The organism is Mucilaginibacter limnophilus, from assembly GCF_004005815.1.
In the GTDB taxonomy this organism is placed as follows: Bacteria; Bacteroidota; Bacteroidia; order Sphingobacteriales; family Sphingobacteriaceae; genus Mucilaginibacter; species Mucilaginibacter limnophilus.
Map to the genome: position 1 here is coordinate 259,585 of NZ_SACK01000005.1, position 16,286 is coordinate 275,870.

Below are 16,286 nucleotides of genomic sequence, written 5' to 3' on the forward strand. Positions count from 1 at the left end.
ATGAAAAACATACTGGTGTTATGTACCGGCAACAGTTGCCGCAGCCAAATGGCTGAAGGTTATTTAAGATTGTATGCCGATGGGCAGGCTAATATTTACAGTGCCGGTGTAGAGACGCATGGAGTAAATCCACGGGCTATTAAAGTAATGGCTGAGGATGAGGTAGATATATCGGCACATACGTCAAATAATATTGATGAATATGTCAACATACCTTTTGACTATATCATCACCGTATGCGACAATGCTAAAGAACGTTGTCCTTATTTTCCATCCAGTGCAGAACGGACACACTACAATTTTCCTGATCCGGCCAAGGCCACCGGCTGCGAGGAAGAGATAATGGATGAGTTCAGAAAGGTTAGGGAGATGATAAAAATATTTTCTGCGGAATTTATTAGCAAACACTTATAATGACTGTAAATAATTGTGTGCCTGCTGCCAAAAAGAAAAAGCTCAGTTTTCTTGACCGCTACCTTACGCTTTGGATATTTTTATCCATGGCTGCCGGGATTGCCATGGGATATTTTATGCCGTCGTCGGTAGGCTTTATAAATTCGTTTTCCAATGGCACAACCAATGCTCCGCTTGCCATTGGGTTAATACTGATGATGTACCCGCCACTGGCTAAAGTAAGGTACGAAACGCTGGGCAAAATATTCTCCAACATAAAAGTGTTAAGCGTTTCCTTAATCCTAAATTGGGTAATTGGACCGTTATTGATGTTTTTACTTGCTATTACTTTTTTACACGACTATCCTGAATACATGACAGGGCTAATATTAATTGGCCTTGCCCGATGTATAGCCATGGTAGTTGTGTGGAATGAACTTGCAGAAGGTAACCGTGAATATGCTGCAGGCCTTATAGCCCTCAACAGTATATTCCAGGTATTGCTGTACAGCATATATGCATATATTTTTATTACTGTACTTCCACCAATATTTGGATTAAAAGGAATCAATGTAAGTATTTCTATTAATGAAATTGCCAAGAGTGCAGGCTTGTATCTTGGTGTACCTTTCGCGCTGGGGATTATTAGCCGATATACTCTTATCAAACTAAAAGGCCAAAAATGGTTTCAAACCAAATTTGTACCTGCCATATCTCCAATAACGTTGACAGCACTATTGTTTACTATTTTGATAATGTTTAGTGTTAAAGGCGAATTAATTGTACAATTACCACTTGATGTTTTCCGCATAGCGGTCCCACTACTCCTTTACTTCGCAATTATGTTCTTAGTAAGCTTTTTTGCAGGAAAATGGCTTGGTGCAGATTATTCACAAAATACCGCAATTGCTTTTACTGCTGCAGGCAATAATTTCGAACTGGCCATTGCCGTCGCAATAGGAGTTTTTGGCATTAATTCGGGGCAAGCATTCGCCGGAGTAATTGGCCCGCTTGTTGAAGTGCCCGCCTTGATACTGTTGGTAAAAGTTGCGTTGGGATTACGAAAAATGTACTTCAAAACGGCGTAATGACAAATAAATAAAAAAAGCTGCCATAACTATTATGGCAGCCACACTAAACCCTATATTTCAAACAATATAGAAAGGTCTTAAAAGATCTTATTCTTCTATCTTAACTACTTTAAATTCTGTACGCCTGTTAAGCTGACGACCGGCCGGGTTATCCTTACCGTTCTTCAACGTGTTCGGCGCTATCGGCCTTGTTTCACCGTAGCCTTTAGCATAAATACGGCTGTTGCTTATTCCTTTTGATATTATATAATCAACGCATGCTTTTGCCCTTTCTTGCGACAGCTTCATGTTATAGGCATCGCTACCCTTTGAATCTGTATGGGCAGCAAGTTCCACCCGTATTTTCGGGTTATCATTCATGATGGCTACAAGCCCGTTAAGCAGCGTTTTTGATTCGGGCCTAAGCGTAGCCTTATCAAAATCGTACAATACATTTTGTATCACTATCGGCTTATCCACCTCAAAGGCCTGTAAACAGATGTCAGGATTAAACAGCGTATCACCGCGCATATTACCTGATGACGGCACCGGTACAACTTTGGTAAAGTATCCTTTCTTTTCCAATTTTAAGTTATACGGACGCCGGGTAGTTACGTTGAACGCATACCTTGCACTCGCATCTGTTGTTATCTCTTTCAGCACCTCTTTAGATAGTGAATCTATGAAAGTTACTTTTACGTTGGCCAAAGGTTTTTGGTTGTCACAATCTGTTACAATTCCTGAAAAAATATATTGCTTGTTATAAGCCTCAAGGATGTTTAAACAACAATCTGATTCCCTGTCTGAACTGATAAAGAACTTCTCCCCTTTTTCATCATCAGGCATATAATACAGATCGTCTTTTGCTGAATTAACCGGATAACCCATGTTTTTTGGTGTGGTCCATTTGCCGTTTTTATTCCAGCTTTCAAACAAATCATATCCCCCTAATCCTAAAAAACCTTTTGAACTGTAAACAAGCCGCTGATTTTTTATGTCGAAGTAAGGCCCCTGCTCATTAAACTCTGTGTTTATAGCAGCACCCAGGTTACGTGAATTTATAGGATTTCCATCACTGCTTAAATCACTCACCCAGACATCATCGCCACCTTGTCCGCCGGGTTTGTTTGATACATAATACAGCTGTTTGCCATCAGCCGTAACAAAAGGCTGTATAGTATTAAAACCTTCGGCATTAACGTTGGCATTAAGTTTTTTAGGAGTACTCCAGGCGTTGTTTACCCAATCTGCGACGTAAATGGCATGCGTTATTTTACTGCCCTCTTTATACCAGCGGGTAAAATACATGCGGTTACCTCCCGGATTTAACGAGGGAGTACCATACTCCAGCTCAGAAATGTTACTATCTTTATCATTATTAAAAATGATGATCTGCGGTTTGGTTGTGCCGTTACCTGCTGAATAAATCCGGTTGATATGCTTCTTGTCATCCTTTGCAAAGCGTGATGAGGTAAACCAGTAGTTGCCATCTTTCTTTATTACCGAATAATCTGATCCGTCAGAATTCCAGTTGCTCTGTTTTTTAGCGGCGTCAACCAGAACAGGGTATTGGTATTGCTGCTTGGCAAAATTACAGTTAGCTATTTCTTTGTTAGCTATTTCCAGGTATCTGCTTTCGCCTTTGTAGCTTGACGTGAACTGCTGTAATTCTTTTATAGCATCGTCAAAGTGCTGGGTAGCACGCAGACACACGCCATGCCATAGCCTTGCAAGGGGATACTTTGATTCATAACCTTCATTTAACACCCGGGCATACCATGGTTCGGCTTCGATATAATTTTCGTAAAGACGATAGGAATCGGCCAATTGATAACTGATATACGCCTTATCATCATCCTTACGTGATTTCTCTGCTTTTGGCGACGATTGAAAAGGTATGGCTTTATCGTCGGTAAGATTCATCCCGGTAGCCGCTTTTTTATAATAATAAGCCGCCTCATAGTAATCCTTATTTTTAAAAGCCCTGTCGCCAAGTGTTTTTGTATCATCTCCGCTAAACTGCGCAAAAGCAGGTATAAGCAGGGCTAATAAGTATAGCGTAAATATTAATTTTTTCATACCTGTAAAGTTTAAAGTCGCGGACAAATTGGCTCAGGGCCTTGTATGCGTTTACGAAATACATAGCTTAACGACAATTCGATACCTCCCCTGCTATTGGTTGCCTGATTAAGCGCCGAGGTATTGAAATCGTAGCTGGCGCCGATGATAAAGCTGTTAACGTGGTAACCGATATTGGCTATAGCAGCATCATTAACGCGGTACATAGCACCTAAAATCAAACCGTTATCATTCATCATTTTTATCTCGGAATATGCGCCAAAGGCTTTGATTTCGCTTTTATTCTGCCTTACATAGATAGCGTGAGGTATCAGGTCGAACGATTCACCTGCTTTTATACGCACACCCGCATGCACATTGTAGCGCATGGGTAATGTTGAATTGATACCTTCAAATGCAAACGGGTCGCGGCCACGCACAAGGTGCATTACACTAACACCACCAAAAAAGTTAGCGTTATTTGAAGGATCGCCATCATAGTAGAACACACCTGCACCCGAATCAAATATGGTTGCGTTACTGCTGGCATAAGTTTCCATACTTGGCATGTTAGGATTATAGCCCAGCAGCGGATCATACTGGCTACCTAACTGAAGGCGGCTTGCGTCAAAGCTGCGATTGATCACCCCTGCCTGTAATCCGAAATTCAGCTTTTTATTTCCGTCTGATGATACGGTGATTGAATAAGCGAACGATCCATAAGCTGAAAAGTAATTGTAGCCCGCGCTGCCTGCTGCCTGATTAAGGATATTCAGGCCGATTGAGGCTCTATCGGTAGGGCGATGGTCGACAGACAAAGCACCTGTTTTATAACCATTATCAATATTTCCCCATTGATTTTTAAAGTTGCCGTTTACACGGGTATCGCCGTTAATAACGCCTGTTAAAGCGGGATTAAGCCATAGCGGATAAGCATAGTATTGCGAAAAATGCGGGTCTATTTGCGCCTGTAAGCGGCCGGCCGCTCCCATCTGGAGCAGCACAGCCATTATTAGAGTTAGTTTTTTCATCGTAGTAGAGTGATAGATCCTTTTTTGTTAACTTTTTGGCCATCGGTTGTTGTGGCCTCCATGTAGTACACATATACGCCTACCGGCATACGGTTTCCTTTGTATGTACCGTCCCATCCGTTAGCCTGGTTATTTGAGCGGAACACCAGTTCGCCCCACTGGTCGTACACATAGAAATTGAGCGACTGGATGCTTGAAGAGTACACATACAGCACGTCATTATTGCCGTCGCCGTTTGGTGTAAAGGCGTTCGGAACGAATATTACACCGTTTGCTGTTGACGAGCCTGTAGCTGTATTAGAGTTTGCACTCATCTGGCAATCGGCATTACCAACGGCACGCACAATTAAGGATACTTCGGTGTTAGGCTGCATGTTTGATACAGTGTAGCTGGTGCCGCTGCCTGCATCGGTAAAGGTTTGTCCATTATCGGTACTTATCTGGTAGCTAACCGCGCCTGTAACATTGTTCCAGGTAAAGGTTACCGAGGTGGTTGTAGTACCGCCTACGGTTACCGAAGGTGCTTCAAGCGGCTGCAGTATGGATACTACTGCCGCTGTGCGTACGGTCGAGGCACAGCCTCCGTCGTCAGATACCGCTTCGGCGTAATACGTAGCGCCTGTATTGAGTACCGGCGTAGTAAAGCTGTTGCCTGTTGCAACCAGGCTACCACCTGTAGCGGCGTCGTACCAGTTAACAGTTACGCCTGTCTGCGCGGTTACCGATAAAGTAGCGGTGCTGCCCGGGCAGATAGTCATACCCTGAGTGCTAAGCTCAGGCGCTTGTGGCGTTGGGTTAACCGTTACAGTAACCGCTGTGCGGGTTGTTGAAGTACAGCCAGTTGCGTTAACTGCTTCTACATAGTAGGTTGCATCAGCATTAATGGTAACTGTATAGGTTATTCCGGTAGATAATGCTGTACCACCAGTGGCATTTGAGTACCAGCGGTAGGTAAGTTCAGGATCAGGATTGGTTACGGTTAATGTCAGCGGCTCATCACTGCATATTGTTGGGTTAGCGTCGGCCACCACAGGTGCTGATGGCGGTGTTGATACGCTTACATCAACGATTGCTGTAGTGTTGCTCACACACTCACCGGCCATCGCTTCTACATAAAAGGTTGTACTGGTATTGATAACCGGAGTTTCAAAGGTATTGCCGCTGCCCAATAAGTTCGTGCGGCCTGCATCAGCATACCAGTTATAGGTTACGCCTGCAACAGGAGAAGCGACAGATAGCGTAGCAGTGCTTCCGGTACATACTTCCACATCAGCAGCTGTAATTACCGGTGTAGCCGGCGACTCAGTGGCATTTACGGTTATCGACGCACGTGTGCTGCTTGTACAACCGCCTGTGTTACCCATTGCTTCTACATAGAAGGTTGTTGATGAGGTTATCTGGCCGGTAGTATAACTTGTACCGGTGAATAGCAGCGTGCCATTGGTTGCCGCGCTATACCAGCGGTAAGTTAACCCCGATTGAGGATTAATAATATTAAGCGTAGCTGATGAACCTTCGCAAACGCTGGTACCGCCGCCTGCCAGTTCAACATCAGGTGCATCAGGTACCGGCTGTACAGTAATGGTAGTTTGCGTACGGGTACTGCTTGCGCAATCTCCGCCGGTTACGGCTTCAACATAATAAGTAGCATCAGCGGTTACATTATCAACAGTAAAGGTTGATCCGGTAAATACCGGTGTGCCGGCTGTTGCATCAGTATACCACCTGTAGGTAATACCTGCAGCCGGACTGGTCACGCTGATAGTTACATCACCGCCGTTACATACGGTGGTTGAGGTAGCGCTTAGCGTTGGCGCGGCCGGAGTAGCAGTTACTGTTACATCCACCCTGCGGCGACCGCTGTTATTTATACAACTTGTAGTTGTATTTGATGCTTCAACAAAGTAGCTGGTGCTTGCGGTAAGCGGGTCGGTAGTAAATTCAGCACCGGTGCCGGCTACTGTGCCACCTGTTGCAGCGGTGTACCAGGTGTAAGTAACACCTGTTTGTGGTGTTTGCACACGTAATACGGCTGTGCTGCCCGAACATATCTGAACATTAGCTGCCTGTACGTTTGGCCTTGCCGGACGCGGGTTAACCGTTACCGTAGCAGTTGCACGGCTTGGACTTGTACATGTACCATTTGATATTTCGGCATAGTAAGTAGCATTGCTAACCGGCGATACAGTATAGCTCGCCCCTATAAATACCGGAGTACCGCCATTTGCACTGGTGTACCAGCGTACAGTACCACCATTCGCGTTGCTGACAGTGAAGGTTACACTCTCGCCCGAGCAAACGGTAGCACTGTTTTGCGACAGCGTTGGCACATTTGGTGTTTCGGTAACATTTGCAGTTACCGCGACACGGTTCGGGTTAGGGCAATCGTTGGCATCGCGCATGCTTTCTACGTAGAAAGTAGTAGTCGCGGTAAGCTCATCTGTAATGAAGCTGGTGCCGGTAAACAGTGGCGTACCTCCTGTAGGGGTATCAAACCACCTGTACACAACACCCGCACGCGGATTGCTTACGGTGAATGTAGCGTTGCTGCCTGAGCAAATATTTACTGTAGTAGCATCAACCTGCGGTTGTTCAACCTGGTTGCTTGCATAGAAGATATCCAGTGTGTTGAATGTGCCAAGGACAACGCTGTTCAGGCGGATTTCAATCCTGTCAAAGGCTGCAACCGGAGCAAACTGTACATAAGCAGTTTCGCCCCCGCCAAGCAGTTGCAGGCGGATAAGGTTGCTGCTAAGGTTAGTACGGTCGCCGTTGTAGGTAGCGCCATTATATGAGGCAATCTGGATACGATCGAGCACGCTGGCTGATATCAAAGCAACCGGTATGCGTATCTTCAAAGTTACTGTATCGCCAACAATGCCTCCGTTAGGAAACCTTAATGTTTGAGATACGTATGAACCCAATACCGCTACCGGTAAGTTCAATCGTGCAAAATCGGTTGTATCGCTGTTAACCGAGTTATCATCACCGGTAACGCTGCAGCCTATACAAGCAAGGCCGCCATTAACGTCTGTAGTTTGCGTATTAGCAAAATCACAATCGGTAGAAAATACAGGATTGACAGTAATTGTAACCGGTGTTCTGCTCGCGCTGGTACAACCGGTTGATGCCAGCCTCGCCTCAACATAATATGTTGTGGTTGATGACAGTGCAGGTGTAGTAAACGTTGCACCGGTATGTATTGCGGTACCGCCTGTTGGAGTGGTGTACCACCTGAAGGTTGCGCCTGCTGTGGTTGATGTTGCTGTAATTGTAGCAGTTTGTCCTGCCGCTACCTGACCACCGGCTGGATTAACCGTTACAGTTGGGTTAGCCGGAGTAGGATTTACATCTACTTCTGCAACAGCGCGGGTTGCGCTTGTACAGTTGCCCAGCATCGCCTCAACATAGTAAGTTGCATCGGCAGTAAGTTCAGGAGTAGTGAACTGCGCGCCGGTAAACACAGGTGTACCGCCGGTTGGTGTGGTGTACCACCTGAAGGTTACACCCTGCTGGGTTGATGTTGCAGATAACACCGCTGATGAACCCGAACAGGTTGCCACAGGTGTTTGCGATACTTGCGGAACCAACGGGGTAGTAGCAACATTAGCGGTTACTTGTGTACGTGCCGAGCTTCCGCAAGTACCTGCGGTTGCTTCAACATAATATGAGGTGGTTTCTGTCAAATCGGGTGTGGTAAAGCTTGCACCTGTAAATATCGGAGTACCGCCTGTAGCTGTTTCGTACCATCTGAAAGTTACGCCGGGTACTGCCTGTGCTGTAAAGGTTGCAGGTTCGCCCAAGCATACGGTTACAGTTGGCGTAGTAACCACCGGCGCGGCAGGTGCAGGCGTTACCGTAACATTTACCGGAGTGCGCACTGTTTGAGCACAATTGCTTGATGTGCGGCTTGCTTCGGCATAATAAGTGGTATTGGTATTTAGCACAGGTGTGTTAAACGTGCTGCCGGTTAATACCGGGGTACCGCCTGTTGGGCTGGTGTACCAGCGAACGGTTACATTATCAGGAACATTAGCAGTTAGTGTTGCCTGCGAGCCCTGGCAAGTAGTTACAGTTGAAGAAGCTACCTGAGGAGCAGCGACTGATTGTGATGCCGCATAAATATTCAATGCGTTGAATACTCCGGCAAGTGTCGAGTTCAGCCTGATCTCCACACGGTCGAAATTCGCTTGCGGAGCAAAAGCCACCCTGAAACGGCTGGTACCATCAAGCAGGCGGATGCTTATTAATGATCCGTTAATGGTAAAGCGGTCGTTATTATAAGTATTGCCATTATAGGTTGCTATCGCGATTTGTGATAACACATTTACGTTAGCCAATGCGCCCGATATACCAAGGTCGACAATTACGCTATCGCCTGCACGACCAGTGTTCGGGAAACGTAATGTTTGTTGCGCATAGGCATTTGCAAGCCCTACCGGAACATTGATTCTTGAGAATGTATTGCGGTCGCCGTCAATGGCGCCACCAGCATTGGCTATACTACAGCCCAGGCAAACCAATCCGTTAATATCGGTTGTCTGGCTCATGGCAGCGTCGCATGGCACTGGGTTTTCTGCAAGTTCATTAACTGTTACTGCGCCTGATGCCCTTGTAGCTGAACGTGCGCCTGTAGCGGTTACAACTGCTTCGGCATAATATGTTTCGTCGTCAAACATAGCCGGAGTATTAAATACCGGGCCGGTGAAAATGCTGGTACCGCCGGTAGCAGTGGTGTACCAGTTAAATACAGTACCCGGAGTAGTTGACGAAGCGGTTAGCGTAGCTGATTCGCCCGGATTTACATCTTGAGTTGCCGGAGTTACGGCCACATCAGGTATGGTTACCGCGGTAACAGTTACAGGAGCAGGTGTACGGGTTGGGTTAATGCAATCGCCTATTGACGATTCGGCATAATAAGTTTTATTGGCCGAAAGCGCCGGAGTAGTAAAGCTGTTGCCTGTATGTACTAACGTACCGCCTGTAGCGGCGTCATACCAGCGTATGGTTGTTTTGTTTCCTGCCGATGCGGTAAAGGTGGCTGTCTGCCCGCTGAAAATAGCAGCGCTTGCCGGTGTAACTACAGGCGCGGCAGGCGGATCATTTACCAATACCTGAATAGGGAAACGCTGACTTCCCGAACAACCGTTACGGCTGTTTTCTACATAATAAGTAGTAGTTTCGGTAAGCGCAGGAGTGGTAAAGTTTGTACCGGTATAAACTACATTACCGCCGGTTGGTGCATCGTACCAGGTAAATGTACTTCCTGTTGAAGGTGATGTAATGTTGATCTGCGCGGTGCTGCCTTCGCAAATTTCAGGCGAGGCATTGTTGAACACCGGTGCAGGGAATTGCTGTACAGCATAATATACGTTTACTGAGGATAGCAGGCTTGCCACGCCGGAGTTTAACCTGATGGTAGCCCTGTCGTAGTTACCAGTTGCAGGTACCATTATGGCATAGCGGTTATTTCCGCCAAGCAGACGCACTTTTACCAAAGCGTCATCAGCTGAATAACGTACTACTTCGGTAGCACCATTATATAAGGCGATCTCAATTCTTCCGGCAATATTGGCATCTGCCAAACCAACAGGCGTTTGTATCACAAACCTTACAGTATCACCTGCCAAGCCCGGCTGCTGGAAGCGAAGTTCCTGCTCAGCAAAGCCGCCAAGTAATCCTGCCACAACTGTTATGCGTGATGAGGTTGTGGTGTCGGCGTCAATGGCCAGGTTACGGTTGGTTACGCCGCAACCTATACATAAGCCGTTAATATTGCTTGATTGCTCGTTGGCAAAAGTACACGGCGAATTATAGTTAATGGTTACGCTGATATTAACCGCCGTACGGTTTTCTGACGCGCAACCTGCAGCGTTCACTGCCTCAACATAATAAGTTGTGTTGGTATATAAAGCAGGTGTGGTATAACTGTTGCCTGTGTGTACCGCAGTACCGGCATTAGCCGAGGTGTACCAGTTGTAAGTGATACCTGTTTGTGCATTGCTTACGTTAATGGTAGCGGTTTGGCCTGCATCAACAGTTAAGCTGTTAGCTGCAAGTTCAGGATCGTCCGGCAGCGGATTTACCGTTACCGTAGCAGTAGCACGCGCAGCACTGGTACAGCCGGTAGTGTTTTCAGCTTCAACATAATAGGTTCTGTTAGCCGTTAATATGGGAGTTGTAAAAGTGCTGCCCGTAAACACCGGTGTACCGCCTGTAGGGGCAGTGTACCATCTGTACACAACACCAGCAACAGGTGATGCTACCGAAAGTGAAGCTACTTCACCTTCGCAAATGGTTACCGAAGCGTCGGTTAATGATGGCGTTGCCGGAAGTGGACTAACCTGAGCTGTCACCTCTGTGCGTGTAGTGCTTACGCAAGTACCACCGGCCACTGCTTCGGCATAATAATTTGTATTTGCTGTCAGGGCGCCGGTTGTAAAAGTATTTCCTGTAAATACCGGTGTACCGCCTGTTGCGGCAGTGTACCAGCGAATGGTTATACCAGGAGTATTTTGAACTGTAAATGTGGCCTGCTGCCCCGGACAAACCGAAACTGTCGGGTTGCTTACCGCAGGCGCCGCCGGAACATTATTTATAGTTATGGTGATTGGTGTACGTTCTGATTGATCAGTGCAACCCGGACGGCTCGCTGCAACGTATAATGTTGTACTGGCGTTTAAAACCGGGGTGGTATACGTTGCCGCGGTTGATACCACATTGCCACCCGTTGCCGCATCATACCAGGTAAAGGTGGTATTGGGCACTGTTGATGAAGCTGTTAACGTAACCGAGCTTCCGGCGCAGGCCTGTACATTACCGGTTGTAATTGCGGCGTTATTATAGCTGATCACCGGACGGGCTATCAGCCGCTGCACTTCATACAAATCAAGTGATGTAAGCACATTGGCGATACCACCGCCAAGGCGCACCTGCACCCTGTCGAAAACGCTTGCAGGCGCAAATGCTACTGTAACGCGCCTTCTTGTTCCTTCAAGATCGAGCAGGCGTACCGTTAATAATGATGAGGTTAAAGACCGGGTGTCGTTATTACTGAAATTTCCCCGGGCTGTAGATACTTCTATACGTGATGTAACATTTGCATCCAGCAAAGCCTGCGGAATAGCGAATGTCAGCCTTACTGAGTCGCCAACTACTGATGGTGACCGGAAAATCACTGTTTGCTGCGCATATGCACCAACAGCTGCCACGCCGGCATTTAGCCTTGAGGCTGTATTAATGTTACCGTCGATAGCATTAAGCGGGTTTTGAACGCCGCCAATGTCAACACCTAAATTGAGCAGTGCCGGCGATATACCATGCAACTCATCAATAGCTGTATTACACGCCACCGGACCGGGGCCATTAAAATATGCTTCATAAACATACAGGCTGCTTAATGCGCCAACAAGCCCGCCGTTAAGGGTTATCCGCACACGGTCGTAAGTTTGAGCCGGCGTTATGCCTACATCAACCTGGTTGTTGTTGCTGGCAGCGGTAACTAACGTACCTAAGCTGTACGACGGGCCAACAGGGCTATCGCCGTTGTAGGCCCTGATGGAAACCGACCCGAGAACTGTAAGGTCGGCAAGGTTATCGCCAGTACCAAGTTTAAGACGGACAGGTGTATTAGCTGCCGGTTTTACCGGGCCACTAAAAATTACTTCCTGCCACGTTTGCGCACCAACGCCTACAACAACGTTTATTTGAGAACGCGTTTGCGGATTGCCGTCAGCGGCATTCGAAGCGTCGTTTACAACACAGTTAACGCATACTAAGCCCGAACGGCCATTGTCCTGTTCATTAGCATAAATACGTTGGGCATAACTTTTGATTGATGTAAACAAGAGCAGACACAGCAGGATTGGGATGTGCCTTTTGATAAGGGTAGAAATGCTCATAAGTATGTGTATTTAGGTATTATGACCTATCTACGCAGCATTATATAGCATAGTTTGCATTCACTTTGTGCAGCTTTTCCTCATTTATTCACATTGTTCAGGTTGAATATTTGTATTGAAATCACCTTAAACAACTCAAACATTTTTACCGCAGTATTTGTATTTTACGGCTTCATTTTTAAAAACGTCAATTTACAAATGACTCGGTATTGCCTAACCCTCGACCTGAAGAATGATCCTGCATTAATTGCTGAATATGAAGCCTGGCATCAAAAAGTATGGCCTGAAATAATTGACAGTATAAAAGGTTCAGGCATAACCTCTATGGAGATATACCGTTGGGAAACCCGGCTGTTTATGATTATGGACACTGATGATTCTTTCAGCTTTGATAAAAAAGCCGCTATGGATGCTGCCAATCTAAAAGTGCAGGAATGGGAAACATTAATGCTGAAACTTCAGCAGCCGCTACCAACAGCGCCCGATGGTGTGAAGTGGGTATTGATGAACAAGATATTTGATATGCAGTAAAAAAAAGCGGCTTACGAGATCGCCCTGTCAAGGTGCACATAACCGCCATCCACATAAAGTAACTGACCCGTTGTATGCGCAGAACGATCAGACAATAAAAACGCTACTGTATTTGCTATCTCATCAGCTTCCGTCATGCGTTGGCCTAATGGAATCTTAGAAGTTATATCAGCAAGTTTGGCTTCAGGGTTTGGCAATGTTTTTATCCAACTTTCGTACAGTGGCGTCCAGCACTCTGCTACTATTATTGCATTCACACGTATATTATAAGGTAAAAGTTCCACTGCCCATTCGCGGGTGAGCGCATTGCGGGCGCCATTAGCAGCGGCATAACCTGATGTGCCTCCCTGCCCTGTCACCGCTGTTTTTGATGATATGTTAACTATACTGCCACCTGATATTTTGAGATGAGGCAAAGCGCATTGAGCCATCAGGTAATAATGCACTACGTTTTTATGCAGGCTTTCCATAAAACCTGTGTAGCTGCCTTTTTCCAAACCAATGCCATCGTTTACCCCTGCATTGTTTACTAATCCGTCTATCTTTCCGTATTGACCAATCACCTTATTTACCGCCTGTTCACTGCTACCCGGGTCGCTTAGCTCAGCAACCACCTGAAAGCATTGTCCGCCTTCGGCAATAACCGTTTCCATGTGCTTGATGTTATCCGCTTCGTTGCGGCCTACTATAACCGGTATAGCGCCTTCGCTTGCCAGCAATTTAACTATAGCAGCACCAATGCCCTTGGCTCCACCTGTTACTATTATTACTTTATCTTTTAAATGCAGATCCATCTTTAATTTTTCAGGTTATAAAATGATATAGCGTTACCCGACCAAAACAATTCCTGTTCACTTTCCGACAATCGTGAGCAATAGTCATCTATTGTTTCATACCACTGACTGTATGTCGCCGCAAGCAGGCATACCGGCCAGTCGGACCCGTACATTACACGCTTCGCACTAAACGCCTCAAAAACCACATCCAGGTAAGGGTGCAGGTCGGCAGGCTGCCAGTTAGCCCAATCGGCTTCAGTTACCATGCCCGATACCTTACAGTAAACATTCGGCCGTTTGGCTATTTCGATGATATACTTTTTCCACTCTTCTATTTCCTTTGCTTTAATGTTTGGTTTAGCCAGGTGGTCAATCACAAAAAGCTGATCAGGAAACAAGTCGACAAATTCACTTATATAAATTAATTGGTCATTATTAATTAAAATATCATATGTAAAATCAAACTGTTTGAGTTTAGCAATTCCGTGTTTAAACTCAGGCTGCAGCATATACGCCCTGTTTGTTTCGCCTTGTAATATATGCCTGAAACCTTTTAATTTTTCATACTGTGAAAAATAATTCAGCCGCTCTTCAACGTTTTCCGCAACCAGGTCAACCCATCCTACTACACCTTTTATAAAGGAGTTTTGCTCGGTAAGTTCAACTAAAAATAAACTTTCGTCTTCGGTTTGCCCAGCCTGTACAGTAACGCACCCTTCAAAACCATGACTTTCGAGCTCAGGCTTAAGATCAGCAGGTAAAAAATTATTTTTCAGGACAGCCATCTCATCGGTTATCCAACTGTCTTTTACCGGATTGTATTGCCAAAAGTGCTGATGCGAATCTATTTTATACATAGTTAATATCTATAAAGAAACGCCTCGCTTCCACGGTATAAAATCATCCTGACCAAGCAGTACCGATTTAGGCTGCACCACACCGCTTGCCACATCGATAACATAGTTCAGTATTCGTTCACCTGCTTGCTGTATGGTTTCCTGTCCTTCTATAATGGTACCGCAGTTAATATCGATGATATCAGGCATACGGTTATAAAGACTTGTATTGGTTGAAAGTTTTATTACCGGAGTAACCGGATTTCCGGTTGGTGTGCCCAGCCCTGTTGTAAACAACACAATATTAGCACCCGACGCTACCTCGGCAGTAGTGCTTTCTACATCACTGCCGGGGGTACAAAGCAGGTTAAGTCCGGTCTTGGTTACTTTTTCGGGATAATCGAGCACATCAGTAACCGGGGAAGTGCCGCCTTTTTTAGCTGCTCCGGCTGATTTAATGGCGTCGGTGATTAGTCCATCCCTTATGTTTCCCGGCGAAGGGTTTGCGTAAAAGCCCGACCCGTCGGCCTCGGCGCGTGCGTTGTAATCACGCATCAACTGCATAAACCGCAAAGCTGTATTCTCATCAACACAACGGTCGCTCATTTCCTGTTCAACGCCACACAGCTCCGGAAATTCAGCTAAAATTACGCTGCCGCCAAGCGCTACCAGTACATCCGACAGATAGCCCAACGCCGGGTTGGCCGATATGCCCGAAAAACCATCAGATCCACCGCATTCCAAGCCTATACACAGTTTTGATATCGGTGCAGGTCGGCGTTCATTCCGGTTTATATCAATTAGTCCGGCGAAAGTTTGTTTTAGCGCCATTTGCAGCAACCGGCTCTCGGTGCCTATTTTCTGCTGTTCAAGTACTACAAGCGGCTTATTGAAATTTGGATCACGTTTTTTTATCTCGTTCTCCAATATACTAACCTGCGCATGCTGGCAACCTAAACTAAGGATGGTTGCACCGCCTACGTTAGGGTGTGTTATATACCCCGCAATCAGTCCGCATAAAGCGTCCGAATCCATACGTGTACCACCGCAGCCCATGTCATGGTTCAGGAATTTAATGCCATCAACATTTTCGAATACTTTGTTTGAGGCTACCACCGATGACTGCTGCAGTTCCACATTTAATATCTCTTCAACCGATTTACCGTTTTTATACAGGCTGATCAATTCGTCAACTTCATTTTCATAGGTTTTCGCTTTTTTAAAGCCAAGCTTACCTATCAGCGCTTCCTTTAGTACATCTACATTTCGGTTTTCGCAAAAAACAAGCGGTACAACTATCCAATAGTTAGCTGTACCTACTGAGCCATCCGCCCTGTGGTACCCTAAAAACGACCTGTTTGCAAAATTGGTTACATCCGGCTTGTGCCATTCGGTTTTGCGCTCACCCAGTTTAAAATCATCAGCCGCATGGTGTACATTATCCACGGTTATCATACTGCCCTGTTCAATATCCTGCGCAGCCACGCCTACCAGCACGCCATACATAAATATTTCTTCGCCGGTGCGCAAAGCACTGATGGTGAATTTGTGTTTTGACGGCACGTCGGTTTGCAAATTGAACTGAGCACCATTGAAGTCAATGGTTGTACCTTTTGCAAGATCATCAAGCGCTACCAGCACATTATCCCGCTGGTGTATTTGTAAAAAAGTATGCTTTGTGTTTGACATT

At 46.0% G+C, this 16,286-nt stretch carries 9 protein-coding genes; 3 read left to right on the forward strand and 6 right to left on the reverse strand.

Annotated features, from left to right (window positions below):
• Complete coding sequence (locus tag EOD41_RS13310; RefSeq protein ID WP_127705689.1) at positions 1 to 414, forward strand: arsenate reductase ArsC; 414 nt, start codon at positions 1 to 3, stop codon at positions 412 to 414.
• Positions 414 to 1,481, forward strand: a complete 1,068-nt coding sequence (arsB, locus tag EOD41_RS13315; protein ID WP_127705691.1) for an ACR3 family arsenite efflux transporter — start codon at positions 414 to 416, stop codon at positions 1,479 to 1,481. Before EOD41_RS13310 ends, arsB begins: the two co-directional genes overlap by 1 nt.
• A gap of 90 nt (positions 1,482 to 1,571) precedes the next feature.
• Here arsB and EOD41_RS13320 read toward each other — a convergent pair whose 3' ends face one another.
• From EOD41_RS13320 to EOD41_RS13330, 3 genes are read right to left on the reverse strand one after another with little or no spacing between them, the layout of a single operon-like run.
• The gene (locus EOD41_RS13320) at positions 1,572 to 3,542 is read right to left on the reverse strand and encodes an OmpA family protein (protein WP_127705693.1); all 1,971 of its coding nucleotides are present in this window, start codon (positions 3,540 to 3,542) and stop codon (positions 1,572 to 1,574) included.
• A gap of 11 nt (positions 3,543 to 3,553) precedes the next feature.
• Positions 3,554 to 4,552, reverse strand: coding sequence for a PorP/SprF family type IX secretion system membrane protein (locus EOD41_RS13325; RefSeq protein ID WP_127705695.1), 999 nt, complete (start codon positions 4,550 to 4,552; stop codon positions 3,554 to 3,556).
• Positions 4,549 to 12,453, reverse strand: coding sequence for a gliding motility-associated C-terminal domain-containing protein (locus tag EOD41_RS13330; protein ID WP_127705697.1), 7,905 nt, complete (start codon positions 12,451 to 12,453; stop codon positions 4,549 to 4,551). The genes EOD41_RS13325 and EOD41_RS13330 overlap by 4 nt, the downstream gene beginning before the upstream one ends.
• 198 nt (positions 12,454 to 12,651) lie before the next feature.
• On the opposite strand from EOD41_RS13330, the gene EOD41_RS13335 reads away from it, so the two are divergent.
• Positions 12,652 to 12,984 carry an L-rhamnose mutarotase gene (locus tag EOD41_RS13335; protein ID WP_127705699.1) on the forward strand — a complete coding sequence of 111 codons (333 nt, stop codon included), beginning with the start codon at positions 12,652 to 12,654 and terminating at the stop codon, positions 12,982 to 12,984.
• 11 nt (positions 12,985 to 12,995) lie between these two features.
• Here EOD41_RS13335 and EOD41_RS13340 read toward each other — a convergent pair whose 3' ends face one another.
• The 3 genes from EOD41_RS13340 to EOD41_RS13350 are packed head-to-tail and all read right to left on the reverse strand — an operon-like array spanning position 12,996 to position 16,285.
• Positions 12,996 to 13,778, reverse strand: coding sequence for an L-fucose dehydrogenase (locus EOD41_RS13340; RefSeq protein WP_127705701.1), 783 nt, complete (start codon positions 13,776 to 13,778; stop codon positions 12,996 to 12,998).
• A 2-nt stretch (positions 13,779 to 13,780) separates the two neighbouring features.
• Positions 13,781 to 14,617, reverse strand: a complete 837-nt coding sequence (locus EOD41_RS13345) for an amidohydrolase family protein (RefSeq protein ID WP_127705703.1) — start codon at positions 14,615 to 14,617, stop codon at positions 13,781 to 13,783.
• Between the two features lie 9 nt (positions 14,618 to 14,626).
• Positions 14,627 to 16,285 carry a UxaA family hydrolase gene (locus tag EOD41_RS13350; protein ID WP_127705705.1) on the reverse strand — a complete coding sequence of 553 codons (1,659 nt, stop codon included), beginning with the start codon at positions 16,283 to 16,285 and terminating at the stop codon, positions 14,627 to 14,629.
• Position 16,286: the final 1 nt, after the last annotated feature.